Below are 14,178 nucleotides of genomic sequence, written 5' to 3'. Positions count from 1 at the left end.
GCGCCGGGCTCCGCGGCGGCGGACTCAGCCCAGTGAGATGGTGATCGGACCGCCGCGCGGGTCCGCGCCGGACAGCAGGGACGACGGCACCCGGAACACCCGGCCGGGGGAGACCGGCCACGGCAGGGTGCGGCGGGCGATCTCGCGGCCGTCCTGCGTCACCACCACCCTGGCGACGGCGCGGTGCTCGTCCGGCCACAGCAGGATCCGGTGACGAGGCGGCGCGCCCGCACCCGGCCTGACCAGGCCGGGGGAGACCCATCGGAACGGCGCCTCGGCCCGCAGCGGAATCCCCGGGCGCCGGCCCGTGCCCGAGCCCGTCGTGCCCGAGCCCGGTGTGCCCGAGCGTCCGGTCACGTACGCCAGGACGTGCCGCACCACGTGGCGGCCGTCGAGGGCCGCCACGTCGGCGGTGTCCACGGGGTGGACGAGGTTGCCGACGGCGAACACGCCTGGACGGCTGGTCGCCAGGGTGTTGTCCACGACGGGGCTCCTGCTGCCCGGGTCCATCGCCAGCCCGGCCGCCCGGGCCAGTTCGTGGTCGGGGACCCAGTCGCCCGTGAACACCACCGTGTCGCAGGGCACCGTGCGGCGCTCGCCCGTGCGCAGGTCCTCGACCTCGACCGACTCCACGGCGTCGCGGCCGCCGATCCGCACGACCCGGGTGGAGGTGGCGACCGGCACGCGCAGCAGGGCCCGTCCCGGCACGCTGAACGCCGCGTACGACTCGGCGCGGGCGTGCTCGCTGGTCATCAGCACCGTGCGGCAGCCCGCCTCGCGCAGGGTGAGCACGGCCGACCAGCTCACCAGCTCGGCCCCGACGACGACGGCCCGCGTGCCGACCCTGCCGTGGTGCAGGTGGACCACGTTCTGGAGCTGCCCGGTCGTCAGCACGCCCGGCGGGCGGTCGCCCGGCACCATACGAGCCGTACGGGGACGTTCCCTGGCGCCGGTCGCCAGGACGACGGCGCGGGCGTCCACCCGCAGGCGGCCCTCCGGGGTGGTGACGTCGAGGGCGTGCATCCCATCCCCGCCGGTGGCCGTGGCCCATCCGGTGACCATGGCCGAGGTGCGCACCTGCGCCCCGGCCTCCAGCGCGCGGTTGGCCAGCAGGCGGGCGTACGCCGGGCCGGTCATCACCGTGCGCAGGTCGCGCAGGCCGTAGCCGGTGTGGTCGCTGTGCCGGGGGATGCCTCCCGCCTCGCGCTCCCGGTCGAGCACCAGGACCCGCAGACCGGCCGCCGCGAGACCGGCGGCGGCGGTCAGGCCGGAGGGGCCGCCGCCCACGACGGCGACGTCGGTGACGAGGTTCATCGCGACTCCTTCGTGAGAGCGAGGCGCCGGCCGATCTCGGCTCCGCAGAAGAAGCCCTGGCAGCGGCCCATCATGGCCCGGGTGCGGCGGCGCAGGCCGTCGATGTCGGCCGGGGGAAGCGGGGAGGCGAGGGCGTCTCTGATCTCCCCGGCGGTGACCCGCTCGCAGAAGCAGACCACGGTCCCGTACGCCGGGTCCCCGGCGATGAGGTCGTCGCACATGTACGGCCGGGGGAACGCCTCGCCGATGTTGGGCATCCGGGGCGGCCCCGGCGGATCCTCGCGTACGGAGGTGACGAGGCCCGCCTCGGCCAGCAGCCCGGCGGCGTGCTCGGCGAGCGCCATGGACGAGGTCAGCCCGGTGGACCGGATGCCGCCGAGCACGAGATAGCGCTGCGCGGCGTCGAGGTGCACCTGGTAGTCGCCGTGCTCGGTGGCCGCCCGCAGCCCGGCGTAGGAGGCGGTGACGTCCTCCTTCATCAGGGCGGGCATGAGCGTGAGGCCCTTGTCCACCAGGAACGCGAACCCCTCCTCGGAGGTGGAGGTGTCGGCGCGGTCGCGCAGGTCCTCGGCGGTCGGGCCGAGCATCACGTTGCCGTAGATCGTCGGGCTGATCAGCACGCCCTTGCCGCGCGAGCTGGGCACGGGCAGCACGATGCGGTTCGCCAGCGGCCTGGCCATCTTGTCGAAGACCAGCAGCTCGCCCCGGCGTGGCGTGACCGTGAACCGCTCGTGCCCGAACATGCGGTCGACGCGGTCGGAGCCGAGCCCCGCGGCGTTGACGACCCAGCGGGCCCGCAGCGGGCCCCGGTTCGTCACCAGCACGGTCTCCCCGTCGCCGTCGTGCTCGACGCCCTTGACCCGCGTGTTCAGCAGCACGGCGGCGCCCCGCGACAGCGCCTCCGTGGCGAACGCGAGCGTGGTGGTCCACGGGCAGATGATCGACTCTCCGGGCACGGTCAGCCCGCCGAGCGCACCCGGGCCGAGGGCCGGGACCAGCCGGTAGACCTCGTCCGCGCCGACGATCTCGCACTCCCGATAGCCGTTCTTCACCGCCTTGTCCGCCAGCCCGGCAAGCGCGGCCAGCTCCTCGCCGGTCCAGGCGACCAGCAGCGCGCCGGTCCGCTCGACGGGGATGCCGGCGCGCTCGGCGTACCCGCCGAGCAGCTCGTACCCCCGCCGCACCAGGCGCGACTCCAGCGTGCCCGGCGTCGCGTCGAAGCCGGTGTGCAGGATCGCGGTGTTGGCCTTGCTGGTGCCGTCGCCGACGTCCGAGCGCGCCTCGACCAGCGCGACCGACAGGGCACGGCCGTCCGACGACTGCCGCCCTGCCAGCTCGCGGGCCACGGCGGCGCCCACGACGCCGCCGCCGACCACCGCCACGTCGACCGTCCCGTCCGGCAGCGGCCCGGACCTGCTGACTTCTCCGCTCATGCGTCCCTCCCCGTCTCGATCGCCGCGCGGACGCCCCGCCGCCAGCGCGTCATGAACTCCTCCGCCCGCTCCGCCGGCCAGCGCGGCTCGTACGTCGTCGCCGGGGCCCACGCGGGCACGGCGTCCGCCACCGTGAGCGAGGGGGTCACGGCGAGGCGGGCCAGCGCGGCGGCGCCGAGTGCGGTCGCGTGCGGCGACGGGTAGACGTCCACCGGCGCCTGCAGCAGGTCGGCCTGGGCCTGCATGAGAGCGGCCGACCGGGTGAGCCCGCCGTCCACCCGCAGGCGGGCCAGCGGGCGGCCGAGGTCGGCCGCGACGACCGCGGCCAGGTCGGCCACCTGGGCGGCGATGCCCTCCAGGACGGCGCGGATCAGGTGACCGGGCCGGGTGGACAGCGTCATGCCGAGGAACGCGCCGGTCGCGTCGGGCCGCCACCAGGGCGCGGCCAGCCCGGCCAGCCCGGGGACGAACAGGGCGCCCTCGGCGTCCGGCGCGGCCAGCGTGTCCAGGTCGGAGGCGTCGCCGACGAGGCCGAGGCCGTTCAGCCACCGCACCGCGGAGGCCGCCGTGTAGACCTGCCCGTCCACGCAGTAGGGCGTGGCCCCCCTGGCCCGCCACGCCACCGACGTGGTCAGGCCGGAGAGCGAGCGCACGGCCCGCTCGCCGGTGTTGGCGAGCAGGAACGCCCCGGTGCCGTACGTGCACTTGGCCTCGCCGGCCGACAGGCAGCCCTCGGCCAGCAGCGCGGCCTGCTGGTCGACGACCAGTCCGCCGACCGGGATCTCCCCGCCGAAGGCCCGGGTCGTCCCGACCACCTCGTCGCAGGCGACGATCGCGGGCAGCCGCTCGCCGTCCAGGCCGAACAGGCCGAGCAGCTCCCCACTCCACTCGACCGCGTCGAGGTCGAGCACCGCCGACCTGCTCGCGGTCGCCGCGTCGGTGACGAACTCCCCGGTCAGACGGTGGACGAGCCAGGTGTCGCTGGTCGTCACCACCCCCTCGCGGGTGAGGTTGCGGCGGATCCACGCCATCTTCGGGGCCGAGAAATACGGGTCGAGCACGAGCCCGGTCAGCTCGGCGATCCTCTCGGCGTGCCCGGCGAGACCGGCGCACACCTCCTCGGCCCGCCGGTCCTGCCACACCAGCGCGGTGGTCAGCGGCTCGCCGGTCACCGGGTCCCAGGCCAGCACGGTCTCGCCCTGGTTGGCCAGCGTGACCGCGCCGACGGGCACGCCCGCCGCCTCGATGGCCTCCCGCCCGGCGGCCAGCACCGAGCCGAGCAGTTCCCGCGGGTCCTGCTCCACCCGCCCGCCCGGCAGGTAGGCGGGGCGGACCGGCGCCTCGGCCAGCGCGAGGACGGCGCCGTCGCCGCCGACCACGACCGCCTTGGTCCCCGAGGTGCCCTGGTCGATCGCCAGTACGGCAGGCGCGCTCACAGCGAGTCCGTCGATTCGCCGGGCTCCCTCGTCAGGCGCTCACGCCCGCGCGCCCACACGACGGCGAACACGACCGCGCCGAGCACGAGCGAGCCCAGGGCGTACACCTGCGCGGTGCGGAAGTCGGACGGGATGAGGAAGATCGCCAGCTCGATCACCAGCCAGATCACGGCCCCCGCCACGACCAGCGGCTCCCACTTCCCGAGGCGGAAGTCGTCGGGCCGCGGCCGGTGCCGGCGGCGGGTGGCGAGGTAGAGCGCGACCGTGCCGGCGTACAGCAGGGCCGGCATGAGCGTGCCCGCTCCGAGGAGCTGCGACAGGGCGTCGGCGTTGCCGGAGAAGGCGAGCACGATGGCGATCGACGCGCCGGCCGCGAGCACGGTGGCCCAGGTCGGGCCGCCGGTGGCGCGCGGCACCCGGCTCAGCGCCGTGGAGAACGGCAGCCGGCCGTCGCGGGCCATCGCGTGGACCAGGCGGCTGCAGCTCACCATGATGACCAGGCCGCAGGCGAAGATCGCGAGGCTCACGACGACGAGGAAGGCCCGCGCCACCCCGGCGCCGAGGACGTTCTCGACCACCTGGGCGACGGGCGCGGAGGAGGCGGTGATCGCCGCCACGTCGTTCCCGAGAGCGGCGGTGACCACGACGAGGAACACCATGCCGAGGGCGACGCTGAGCAGGATCGCGCGGACCATCGCCCGGGGCACCACCTGCTTGGGGTTGATCGTCTCCTCGGCGAGGTTGGCCGCGGACTCCCAGCCGACCAGCGTGAACGCGCCGAGCAGGGCCGACAGCATGAACGGCCCGAGCCAGCCGAAGTAGCCGTCGCCGGAGACGGCTCCGGTGGAGGTGAGGTTGGACCATTCGGCGTGCCCGCCGAAGATCGCGAAACCGGCGATCAGCAGGGTCAGCCCGATCATCGCGATCACCTCGGCGCTCACCGCGAGGTTGTTGATCTTCGTGGTGATCGGGGTGGACCAGATGATCAGGGCCATCTGGACGACCAGCACGACGAGCGTGGTGAGCGCGCCGGCCATGGGCGTGTACTCCCAGCCCAACAGCGGGAACAGCGCCACCTGGGCCAGGCCGTAGTCGACCGCCACCGCGACGATCGCGAGGAACGCGAACGACACCCAGCCGAACCACCAGCCCAGCACCGGCGAGGCGAGCCTGCTCGCCCACTGGTAGCTGTAGCCCGACAGCGGGATGCGGCTGGCCAGCGCGCCGTACAGGAGGGCGACCGCGACCGTGCCCGCGCCGACGATCGGCCAGGTCCAGATGCCCGCGGGACCGCCCGAGTTGAGCACGGTGCCGTACGTCGTGAACAGGCCCGTGGTGATCGAGATGAAGGAGAACGCGACGGCGAAGGACTCGAACGACTTCAGCGAGCGCGAGAACTGCTGGGCGTACCCGGCGTGGGAGATGGCCGCGTCGGCCTGATCATGCGATGACGGACGCGTGGAAGGATGGGTCATGGATCGTCTCCTGGCTGGAGCTGGGGAGATTGCAACGGTCCGGGCCCGGCGGCGTGGCCGCGCCGCCGGGCCACCTTTCGGTCGTGTCCGACGAATCAAGCCCTGCTGCGCGTGGCCCAGGCGGCGCCTCGCCGCGTTATCGTCGTCGCCCGTGGCCTCCGGCCACGAGCTCCTCCTCCGCCTTGCGATGCATCCACCTGGAGCCACGCTCGCGACGGGCAGCATTCGTCGGACACTCCCTACGGGTTGATCATCTCGGCACCCGCCCTGACCAGGGCGGATGCGAGCGCGGGGGAGGGTTCCCCGTCCGTGATGAGGCCGGACAGGTCGTCCAGGGCGCACACCCGGTAGGCGGCGACCCTGCCGTGCTTCGAACTGTCGGCGAGCACGTACGTCCGGGCGGTGTTGGCGAGGATCACGCGCTTGGTCGCGACCTCGTCCAAGAAGTAGTCGGTGAGCCCGGCTTCGGCGTCCACCCCGCCCGAGCCGAGGAACGCCACGTCGGCGCGCAGGTCCTGGAAGAACCCCAGCGTGTGGGCGTTGGAGACGGCGAGGTCGCCCTGCCGGACGCGCCCGCCCGCCACCAGCACCTCCACGCCGGGACGGCCCGCGAGTTCGGCCGCCACCAGCAGCGAGCAGGTGGCGACCACCCCCCGGAAGGACGGGGGGACGGCCCTGGCGACGTGGACAGCGGTGGTGCCGACGTCGATGATCACGGTCTGGCCCGGCCGCAGGAGTTGCGCCGCGAGCTCGCCGATCACGGCCTTCGCCTCCGACTGGCTGGTCGAGCGCTCCAGGTAGGACAGCTCCTCGCCGGTGCCGGACGGCGCCGAGGTGGCCCCGCCGTGCACGCGGACGAGCAGCGCCCGGCGTTCCAGGATCGCCAGGTCGCGCCGGACGGTCTCGTGGGAGACGCCGAGCAGCGCGGCCAGGTCCTCGGTGCGCACGGTCCCCTTCCGCCCGAGGGCTTCGATGATCCGCTGGTGGCGCTGTGCCGGAAGCAAGAGATCCGCCTTTGACCGAATGTGACTGGTATTGCCCGAGAGTGTGGATTAGTGCCCGAAAACCTGTCAAGAGGCGGGCCCGGAAAACGGGCGGCGGAGAAGAATCCCAGCTCCCGAGTGGTGCGCGCGCGGGTGAAACGCCCGTCCCGAATGCTGGACACACGCTGATCCGTCCCAGGTCGTCCGTAGACTGGGACGGTGATTTCCCGTATCGACCTGCGCGGGTCCCTTCCTGCCGACCTGCGCGACGTGCTGCCCCGCGCCGAACTCGACGTCGAGGCCGCCCTGGAGAAGGTGCGGCCCATCTGTGAGGACGTACGCCATCGTGGCGCGGCAGCCGTACGGGAGCTGACCGCGAGATTCGACGGCGTCGAGCTGGAGTCCGCCCGGGTGCCCGCCGAGGCGATCACCCGCGCCCTGGAGGAGCTGGACCCGGCTGTGCGCGCGGCACTGGAGGAGTCGATCCGCCGCGCCCGCCTGGTCCACCGCGACCAGCGGCGCACCGACACCACCACGCAGGTCGTGCCGGGCGGCACGGTCACCGAGCGCTGGGTGCCGGTCGACCGCGTGGGGCTGTACGTCCCCGGCGGCCGGGCCGTCTACCCCTCCAGCGTGGTCATGAACGTGGTCCCCGCCCAGGAGGCGGGCGTGCCCTCGCTGGCCGTCGCCTCGCCCCCGCAGAAGGAGTTCGGCGGGCTCCCGCACCCCACCATCCTCGCCGCCTGCGCGCTGCTCGGCGTCGACGAGGTGTACGCCGTGGGCGGCGCCCAGGCCGTCGCGATGTTCGCCTACGGCACCGAGGAGTGCCGCCCGGTCACGATGGTGACCGGCCCCGGCAACATCTGGGTGGCCGCGGCCAAGCGCCTTCTCAAGGGCCGCATCGGCATCGACTCCGAGGCCGGGCCCACCGAGATCGCGGTCCTCGCCGACGAGACCGCCGACCCCGTGCACGTCGCGGCCGACCTGATCAGCCAGGCCGAGCACGACGTCATCGCCGCCTCCGTGCTGGTCACCACCAGCGTGGAGCTGGCCGACGCGGTGGAGAAGGAACTGCCCGGCCAGGTGGCCGCGACCCGGCACAGCGAGCGGATCACCGAGGCGCTCGCCGGCCGTCAGTCGGGCATCGTGCTCGTCTCGGACATCGAGGACGGGCTGAGGGTCGTGGACGCCTACGCCGCCGAGCACCTGGAGATCCAGACGGCCGACGCCCGCGCGGTCGCCGCCCGGGTGCGCAACGCCGGCGCGATCTTCGTCGGGCCGTACGCGCCGGTGTCGCTCGGCGACTACATGGCGGGCTCCAACCACGTGCTGCCGACCGGCGGCTGCGCCTGCCACTCCTCGGGGCTGTCGGTGCAGACGTTCCTGCGCGGCATCCACGTGGTGGACTACAGCCGCGAGGCGCTGGCCGGGGCCGCACCGTACGTGTGCGCGCTCGCCGACGCCGAGGACCTGCCCGCCCACGGCGCCGCGATCCGCGCCCGCTTCGACTGGGAAGTGCCCGCATGACGACCCTCGACGACCTGCCGATCCGCGACGACCTGCGCGGCAAGCAGCCCTACGGCGCGCCGCAGCTCGACGTGCCGGTGCAGCTCAACACCAACGAGAACCCCTACCCCCCGTCGGCCGCGCTGATCGACGACCTCGCCCGTGCCGTGCGGCAGGGCGCGGCGACGCTGAACCGCTACCCCGACAGGGACGCCGTCGAGCTGCGCAAGGACCTCGCCGACTACCTCGGCCACGGGCTGACGGCCCGCCAGCTGTGGGCGGCCAACGGCTCCAACGAGATCATCCAGCAGATTCTCCAGGCGTTCGGCGGCCCCGGCCGCTCGGCCATCGGGTTCGAGCCGTCGTACTCCATGCACCCGATCATCGCGGGCGGCACGAACACCCGCTGGACCGAGGGCCTGCGCGAGGAGGACTTCGCGATCGACCCCGACGCCGCCGTGGCCGCGATCGAGGAGCACCGCCCCGACGTGGTGTTCCTGACCTCGCCGAACAACCCGACCGGCACGGCCCTGCCGCTGGAGGTCATCGAGCGGATCCTCGCCGCCGCGCCCGGCATGGTCGTGGTGGACGAGGCGTACGCCGAGTTCGCCCGCACGGGCACGTCGTCGGCGCTGACCCTGCTGCCCGGCAACCCCCGGCTGATCGTGACGCGCACCATGTCCAAGGCGTTCGCGATGGCCGGCACCCGGCTCGGCTACCTCGCAGCCGACCCGGCGGTGGTCGACGCCATGCTGCTGGTCCGCCTGCCCTACCACCTGTCCACGCTGACCCAGGCGGCGGCCCGGGTGGCGCTCGCGCACCGCGAGGAACTGCTGGGCACGGTGGACGCGCTGCGCGCCGAGCGGGACGCCACCGTGGACTGGCTGCGGGGGCGTGGCCTGGTCGCCGCCGACTCCGACGCCAACTTCGTGCTGTTCGGTACGTTTGCGGATCGGCGGTCCGTGTGGGAGGGACTGCTCGACCGCGGGGTGCTGATCCGGGAGACCGGTCCCGCGGGCTGGCTGCGCGTGTCGATCGGCACGCCGGATGAGATGGCGGCGTTCCGCGCCGCGCTGGAAGGGGTCCTCGCATGACCGAGCTCAACGAGCGCCGCGGCCGCGTCGAGCGCGCGACGAAGGAGACGTCGGTGCTGGTCGAGGTGGGCCTCGACGGCACCGGGATCGTCGACGTGTCCACCGGCGTCGGGTTCTACGACCACATGCTCGCCCAGCTCGGCAAGCACGGCCTGTTCGACCTGACCGTGAAGACCGAGGGCGACCTGCACATCGACGCCCACCACACGATCGAGGACACCTCGATCGCGCTCGGCGCGGCGTTCCGCGAGGCCCTGGGCGACAAGTCGGGCATCCGGCGGTTCGGCAGCGCCTCCTGCCCGCTGGACGAGGCGCTCGCGCAGGTCACGGTGGATCTGTCCGGCCGGCCCTATCTCGTCCACACCGAGCCCGAGGGCATGGCCCCGATGATCGGGCCCGACTACGACACCACCATGACCCGGCACATCCTGGAGTCGTTCGTCGCGCAGGCGGCGGTCTGCCTCCACGTGCACGTGCCGTACGGGCGCAACGCCCACCACATCGTGGAGGCGCAGTTCAAGGCGCTCGCGCGGGCGCTGCGCGAGGCGTCGGAGCGGGACCCCCGGGCGACCGGTGTGCCCAGCACCAAGGGCGTCCTCTGATGACCTTCGCGTCCGGCGGGATGATCTTCATCGGCCTCTTCCTGATCGGCGGGGTCATCTCGGGCATCCGGCAGGGCCTCAAGCTGCTGGCGGCGCTCGCCGGCGTCGGGGCCGCCATAGCGATCACCGCGGGAGTGATGTGGTGGCAATGAGCAGACGGGTCGTCGTTCTCGACTACGGCTCGGGCAACCTCCGCTCGGCCGAGCGGGCGCTGGCCCGGGTGGGGGCGGACGTCACCGTCACCGCCGACTTCGACGCGGCCCTCGACGCGGACGGGCTCGTCGTCCCCGGCGTCGGGGCGTTCGCCGCGTGCATGGAGGGGCTGAAGGGCGTGCGCGGCGACCAGATCGTCGGCCGCCGCCTTTCCGGCGGGCGCCCGGTGCTCGGGATCTGCGTCGGCATGCAGATCCTGTTCGAGAAGGGCGTCGAGCACGGCGTCCACACCGAGGGCTGCGGCGAGTGGCCCGGCACGGTCGAGCGGCTCGACGCGCCCGTGCTGCCCCACATGGGCTGGAACACCGTGACCGCGCCCGAGGGCAGCGTGCTGTTCCGCGGCCTGGAGGAGGGGACGCGCTTCTACTTCGTCCACTCCTACGGCGTGCGCGACTGGCGGCTGGAGGCCGGCGACGGCTTCCGCGAGCCGCTGGTGACCTGGGCCGAGCACGGCGTGCCGTTCGTGGCCGCCGTCGAGAACGGTCCCCTCATGGCCACCCAGTTCCACCCGGAGAAGTCCGGGGACGCGGGGGCCGTGCTGCTGTCCAACTGGCTGAGCACGCTGTGAGCGTGTCCGGCACGCGAAATCTCGAGGCAGCGGTGCGACACTGGGAACCGGCGGGGCTGCGGCGCGTACGGCCGGCCAGGCCGTGACCGGACCCGAGCGGGAGGCCCGATGAGCAAGGAACGGGCCCGCCGGAGGGCGGAGCGCGAAGCCGAGCGCGAACGCCTCGCGGCGGCCCGGGCCGAGCGCGAGGCGAGGGCCGCCAGACGGCGCGAGATGCGCGAACGGCTCGTCGGGCCCGTCGCCGGAGCCGTGGCCGCGGTGCTGCCGCGGCCGGCCAGGCCGGTGCGGGTTGCCCGGCAGCGCGGGTATCTCGCCCGCCGCCGCCGCACGGAGAACGCCGTCGTCGTCGTGCTGTGGTTCCTCGTCCAGGTGCTCGCCTGGATTCTGCTCGACTCGTGGATGGCCCGGCTGGGCGTGTTCCTCGGCTCGATCCTGCTGCTCCCGGTGCTCGTCACCATCGTTTTCGACCGGAGGTCATGACCAAATGTCGCTCGTATTGCTCCCAGCCGTCGACGTCGCCGACGGTCAAGCCGTCCGCCTCGTGCAGGGCGAGGCGGGGACGGAGACCTCGTACGGGGATCCGCTCGCCGCCGCCCTGGCCTGGCAGAAGGCCGGCGCGGAGTGGATCCACCTGGTCGACCTCGACGCGGCGTTCGGCCGGGGGAACAACCGCGAGCTGCTCGCCTCCGTCGTCGGCGCGCTCGACGTGAACGTGGAGCTGTCCGGCGGGATCCGCGACGATGCCTCGCTCAAGGCGGCGCTGAGCACCGGTTGCCGGCGGGTCAACATCGGCACCGCCGCGCTGGAGAACCCGGAGTGGTGCGCCAAGGCGATCGCCGAGTACGGCGACCGCATCGCGGTGGGGCTCGACGTGCGAGGCACCACGCTGGCCGCCCGCGGCTGGACCCAGGAGGGCGGCGACCTGTGGGAGGTGCTCGACCGGCTGGAGTCGGAGGGCTGCCCGCGCTACGTCGTCACCGACGTCACCAAGGACGGCACGCTGCGCGGTCCCAATCTCGACCTGCTGCGCGAGGTCTGCGCGCGGACCGGCCGCCCGGTCGTCGCCAGCGGCGGGGTGTCCTCGCTCGACGATCTGCGGGCGATCGCGACGCTCGTGCCGGACGGCGTCGAGGGCGCCATCGTGGGCAAGGCGCTGTACGCCCAGGCGTTCACGCTGGAAGAGGCCCTCGCGGCGGTGAAGAGCGCATGAGCACCCAGATGCCGGACGGGCGGATCTCCTCGGGCGGCCCGTGGGAGGACCGTTACGGCTACGCCCGCGCGGTCGTCGCCGGGCCGCACGTGCTCGTGTCCGGCTGCACCGCCACCGTGGGCGGTGAGGTCCAGCACGTGGGCGACGCCTACCAGCAGACGCTCACCGCCTTCTCCATCGCGCTGGACGCCGTGGAGAAGGCCGGCACCACCCGGGCCGACGTGGTGCGCACCCGCATGTACGTGGTGAACGCCGACGACTTCGACGCGGCGGGCAAGGCCCACGGCGAGATCTTCGGCGAAGTACGGCCCGCGTGCACGAGCGTGCAGGTCGCCGGGCTGGTCGACGCGCGCATGCTGGTCGAGGTCGAGGTCGAGGCCTACCGGCCGGTGGAACGCGGCAACGATGAGGACTGAACGATGACCGTAGCGGTGCGGGTGATCCCCTGCCTGGACGTCGACGCGGGCCGGGTCGTCAAGGGGGTCAACTTCGAGAACCTCAGGGACGCCGGCGATCCGGTCGAGCTGGCCGCGCGTTACGACGCCGAGGGGGCCGACGAGCTGACCTTCCTCGACATCACCGCCTCCTCGGGCGAGCGCGAGACCATGCTCGACGTGGTGCGCCGCACGGCCGAGCAGGTGTTCATCCCGCTGACGGTCGGCGGAGGCGTGCGGTCGGCCGACGACGTGGACCGGCTGCTGCGCGCGGGCGCCGACAAGGTCGGCATCAACACCGCCGCCATCGCCCGGCCGGAACTGCTGACCGAGACCTCGCGCCGGTTCGGGTCGCAGTGCATCGTGCTGTCGGTGGACGCGCGCCGGGTGGTCGACGGGCCGCCCACGCCCTCCGGGTTCGAGGTGACCACCCACGGCGGGCGCCGGGGGACCGGCATCGACGCGGTGGAGTGGGCCCGGCGCGGGGAGGAGCTCGGCGTCGGCGAGATCCTGCTCAACTCGATGGACGGCGACGGCACCAAGTCGGGATACGACCTGGAGATGCTGCGGGCCGTGCGGGCGGCGGTGAGCGTCCCGCTGATCGCCTCCGGCGGCGCCGGGCGGCTGGAGGACTTCCCGCCCGCGGTGGACGCCGGGGCGGACGCCGTGCTGGCCGCCTCGGTCTTCCACTTCGGCCAGCTCAAGATCCACGAGGTCAAGGACACGCTGCGCGCGGCCGGTCACCCGGTCCGCTGAGCGCCCACCGGGGGCCGGGATCCGGCCCCCGGTCGGTGGGTCCTCAGTCGATGTCGACGATCGCCGTGGGGTAGGCGTCCGGGCCGGTGCCGAGCGAGGAGGACGCCATCGACTGGTACTGCCACTGTCCCTGGAAGGAGCCGCCCTGGCCGCACCCGTTGTCGCCCCAGCAGGTCGTGGCGGCGGAGGCGTCGTGGGCCGGCTGGGCCGCCGCGAGGCCGACGGCGGCGAGGAAGGCCAGGCCCAGCAGGCTCGGGAAACGCTTGGCACGCATAGCTGTCTCCTGTCCGTCGAGGGATCATGCGGCGCTCCGGAGTCCGCCCTCCTCAATGGTCGGCCGGACATCACGCAACCGTCCATACCAATCACCCCAAATAGGGCGATAGCGGGAGAAAACCGGCATGCGCGATTGTGTGGCCTTTTCCCGGGATCCCTTCTGCGGCGCCTTTCTCGTGCCCCGCTCGCCGTCGCACCCGCTCCATGTCGGCGGCCTGCTCGAACGTGCGGACTTCGTCTGGCACTACGCCTGGTATGTCGCGTTCGGCTACCGGCTCTTCCGAGGCCCCGTCGACGCGGCCGACCGGGTGGAAACGATCAGTTCCAGGCGCGCGTGAGGCGAGGGCCCCGAGGTAGGGGCTCGAATCCCGAGGGCGGATGTGCGGGCTCTCCTGCACGAGCCCTAGAGTTGCCGGTGATCATCGTCTCGACACCCGGAGGAACATGTGTCCGGCCCCACCTCGCTCGACGACGTCCGCCGCCGGATCGACGAGCTCGACGCCCGTCTGACGACGCTGCTGGCCGAGCGGCAGCGTCTCGTGCGGGCCGCGGCCGCTTTCAAGACGGACGAGCAGGCCGTACGGGCTCCCGACCGGGTGGAGCGGGTCGTGACCGCGGCGCGGGAGCGCGCGGAGCGCGAGGGGCTGTCGCCGGAGGTCGCCGAGGCCGTCTGGCGGGCGATGATCGGGGCGTTCGTGGAGTACGAGCTCACGGAGCACCGGCAGCGCGGATAGCACTCGCCGTGCGCCCGTTCTCGTTCACGGGAGCCCTGCGGAACCGCGGGTGTGGGAACGGGACGTGGGGGCAGAGGTGTCGACCTCGGGGTGCGCCGCTCGCCGGTCATGAGGGGATGCGAAAGGAGAGGCCGGCGGAGCAAG

The 14,178-nt window shown here is 73.4% G+C and carries 17 protein-coding genes; 11 read left to right on the top strand and 6 right to left on the bottom strand.

What is annotated here, in order from left to right; all coding sequences use genetic code 11:
• Nucleotides 1-24 precede the first annotated feature (24 nt).
• The 5 genes from FH610_RS11935 to FH610_RS11915 all read right to left on the bottom strand — a co-directional run bounded on the left by FH610_RS11935 (nucleotide 25) and on the right by FH610_RS11915 (nucleotide 6,662).
• A complete protein-coding gene (locus FH610_RS11935; RefSeq protein WP_139574383.1) occupies nucleotides 25-1,314 on the bottom strand; it encodes an NAD(P)/FAD-dependent oxidoreductase in 1,290 nt (429 codons plus the stop codon).
• Nucleotides 1,311-2,747, bottom strand: a complete 1,437-nt coding sequence (locus tag FH610_RS11930) for an NAD(P)/FAD-dependent oxidoreductase (protein WP_205825707.1) — start codon at nucleotides 2,745-2,747, stop codon at nucleotides 1,311-1,313. The genes FH610_RS11935 and FH610_RS11930 overlap by 4 nt, the downstream gene beginning before the upstream one ends.
• The gene (locus tag FH610_RS11925) at nucleotides 2,744-4,183 is read right to left on the bottom strand and encodes an FGGY family carbohydrate kinase (protein WP_139574382.1); all 1,440 of its coding nucleotides are present in this window, start codon (nucleotides 4,181-4,183) and stop codon (nucleotides 2,744-2,746) included. Before FH610_RS11925 ends, FH610_RS11930 begins: the two co-directional genes overlap by 4 nt.
• Nucleotides 4,180-5,658 (bottom strand): amino acid permease, encoded by a 1,479-nt coding sequence (locus tag FH610_RS11920; RefSeq protein ID WP_139574381.1) that lies wholly within the window; start codon nucleotides 5,656-5,658, stop codon nucleotides 4,180-4,182. Before FH610_RS11920 ends, FH610_RS11925 begins: the two co-directional genes overlap by 4 nt.
• A 239-nt stretch (nucleotides 5,659-5,897) precedes the next feature.
• Entirely contained in the window at nucleotides 5,898-6,662 is a 765-nt protein-coding gene (locus FH610_RS11915) for a DeoR/GlpR family DNA-binding transcription regulator (protein ID WP_139574380.1), read from the bottom strand.
• A 198-nt stretch (nucleotides 6,663-6,860) separates the two neighbouring features.
• On the opposite strand from FH610_RS11915, the gene hisD reads away from it, so the two are divergent.
• The 9 genes from hisD (at nucleotide 6,861) to hisF (ending at nucleotide 13,024) form a co-directional block, all read left to right on the top strand.
• Nucleotides 6,861-8,168 carry a histidinol dehydrogenase gene (hisD, locus tag FH610_RS11910; RefSeq protein ID WP_139574379.1) on the top strand — a complete coding sequence of 436 codons (1,308 nt, stop codon included), beginning with the start codon at nucleotides 6,861-6,863 and terminating at the stop codon, nucleotides 8,166-8,168.
• Nucleotides 8,165-9,241: a histidinol-phosphate transaminase gene (locus tag FH610_RS11905; RefSeq protein ID WP_139574378.1), complete on the top strand. Its 1,077-nt coding sequence runs from the start codon at nucleotides 8,165-8,167 to the stop codon at nucleotides 9,239-9,241. Before hisD ends, FH610_RS11905 begins: the two co-directional genes overlap by 4 nt.
• Nucleotides 9,238-9,843, top strand: coding sequence for an imidazoleglycerol-phosphate dehydratase HisB (gene hisB / locus FH610_RS11900; protein WP_139574377.1), 606 nt, complete (start codon nucleotides 9,238-9,240; stop codon nucleotides 9,841-9,843). Before FH610_RS11905 ends, hisB begins: the two co-directional genes overlap by 4 nt.
• Nucleotides 9,843-9,995, top strand: a complete 153-nt coding sequence (locus tag FH610_RS43270) for a hypothetical protein (protein WP_167538712.1) — start codon at nucleotides 9,843-9,845, stop codon at nucleotides 9,993-9,995. Before hisB ends, FH610_RS43270 begins: the two co-directional genes overlap by 1 nt.
• Nucleotides 9,992-10,624, top strand: coding sequence for an imidazole glycerol phosphate synthase subunit HisH (gene hisH, locus FH610_RS11895; protein ID WP_139574376.1), 633 nt, complete (start codon nucleotides 9,992-9,994; stop codon nucleotides 10,622-10,624). The genes FH610_RS43270 and hisH overlap by 4 nt, the downstream gene beginning before the upstream one ends.
• Nucleotides 10,625-10,732: 108 nt before the next feature.
• On the top strand, nucleotides 10,733-11,104 hold the full coding sequence (locus FH610_RS11890) for a hypothetical protein (RefSeq protein WP_139574375.1): 372 nt from the start codon (nucleotides 10,733-10,735) through the stop codon (nucleotides 11,102-11,104).
• A 4-nt stretch (nucleotides 11,105-11,108) separates the two neighbouring features.
• On the top strand, nucleotides 11,109-11,834 hold the full coding sequence (priA, locus tag FH610_RS11885; protein ID WP_139574374.1) for a bifunctional 1-(5-phosphoribosyl)-5-((5-phosphoribosylamino)methylideneamino)imidazole-4-carboxamide isomerase/phosphoribosylanthranilate isomerase PriA: 726 nt from the start codon (nucleotides 11,109-11,111) through the stop codon (nucleotides 11,832-11,834).
• Complete coding sequence (locus FH610_RS11880) at nucleotides 11,831-12,250, top strand: RidA family protein (protein ID WP_205825706.1); 420 nt, start codon at nucleotides 11,831-11,833, stop codon at nucleotides 12,248-12,250. Before priA ends, FH610_RS11880 begins: the two co-directional genes overlap by 4 nt.
• Nucleotides 12,251-12,253: 3 nt before the next feature.
• A complete protein-coding gene (gene hisF / locus FH610_RS11875) occupies nucleotides 12,254-13,024 on the top strand; it encodes an imidazole glycerol phosphate synthase subunit HisF (RefSeq protein ID WP_139574373.1) in 771 nt (256 codons plus the stop codon).
• A 43-nt stretch (nucleotides 13,025-13,067) separates the two neighbouring features.
• Here the strand turns inward: hisF and FH610_RS11870 are convergent, their stop codons facing one another.
• A complete protein-coding gene (locus FH610_RS11870) occupies nucleotides 13,068-13,298 on the bottom strand; it encodes a hypothetical protein (protein ID WP_139574372.1) in 231 nt (76 codons plus the stop codon).
• Between the two features lie 127 nt (nucleotides 13,299-13,425).
• Between FH610_RS11870 and FH610_RS11865 the strand changes: the two genes are divergently transcribed.
• A complete protein-coding gene (locus FH610_RS11865) occupies nucleotides 13,426-13,638 on the top strand; it encodes a hypothetical protein (protein ID WP_139574371.1) in 213 nt (70 codons plus the stop codon).
• Between the two features lie 108 nt (nucleotides 13,639-13,746).
• The gene (locus FH610_RS11860; protein ID WP_079319720.1) at nucleotides 13,747-14,034 is read left to right on the top strand and encodes a chorismate mutase; all 288 of its coding nucleotides are present in this window, start codon (nucleotides 13,747-13,749) and stop codon (nucleotides 14,032-14,034) included.
• Nucleotides 14,035-14,178 lie beyond the last annotated feature (144 nt).

It is taken from the genome of Microbispora catharanthi, assembly GCF_006334915.2.
In the GTDB taxonomy this organism is placed as follows: domain Bacteria; phylum Actinomycetota; class Actinomycetes; order Streptosporangiales; family Streptosporangiaceae; genus Microbispora; species Microbispora catharanthi.
This window is presented reverse-complemented; position numbering and strand designations above follow the sequence as displayed.

Coding starts and splice junctions, on each gene's coding strand:
- FH610_RS11935 (WP_139574383.1), bottom strand. CDS start 1,314: ATGAACCTCGTCACCGACGTCGCCGTCGTGGGCGGCGGCCCCTCCGGC.
- FH610_RS11930 (WP_205825707.1), bottom strand. CDS start 2,747: ATGAGCGGAGAAGTCAGCAGGTCCGGGCCGCTGCCGGACGGGACGGTC.
- FH610_RS11920 (WP_139574381.1), bottom strand. CDS start 5,658: ATGACCCATCCTTCCACGCGTCCGTCATCGCATGATCAGGCCGACGCG.
- FH610_RS11905 (WP_139574378.1), top strand. CDS start 8,165: ATGACGACCCTCGACGACCTGCCGATCCGCGACGACCTGCGCGGCAAG.
- hisB (WP_139574377.1), top strand. CDS start 9,238: ATGACCGAGCTCAACGAGCGCCGCGGCCGCGTCGAGCGCGCGACGAAG.
- FH610_RS43270 (WP_167538712.1), top strand. CDS start 9,843: ATGACCTTCGCGTCCGGCGGGATGATCTTCATCGGCCTCTTCCTGATC.
- hisH (WP_139574376.1), top strand. CDS start 9,992: ATGAGCAGACGGGTCGTCGTTCTCGACTACGGCTCGGGCAACCTCCGC.
- FH610_RS11890 (WP_139574375.1), top strand. CDS start 10,733: ATGAGCAAGGAACGGGCCCGCCGGAGGGCGGAGCGCGAAGCCGAGCGC.
- priA (WP_139574374.1), top strand. CDS start 11,109: ATGTCGCTCGTATTGCTCCCAGCCGTCGACGTCGCCGACGGTCAAGCC.
- FH610_RS11880 (WP_205825706.1), top strand. CDS start 11,831: ATGAGCACCCAGATGCCGGACGGGCGGATCTCCTCGGGCGGCCCGTGG.
- hisF (WP_139574373.1), top strand. CDS start 12,254: ATGACCGTAGCGGTGCGGGTGATCCCCTGCCTGGACGTCGACGCGGGC.
- FH610_RS11870 (WP_139574372.1), bottom strand. CDS start 13,298: ATGCGTGCCAAGCGTTTCCCGAGCCTGCTGGGCCTGGCCTTCCTCGCC.
- FH610_RS11865 (WP_139574371.1), top strand. CDS start 13,426: ATGCGCGATTGTGTGGCCTTTTCCCGGGATCCCTTCTGCGGCGCCTTT.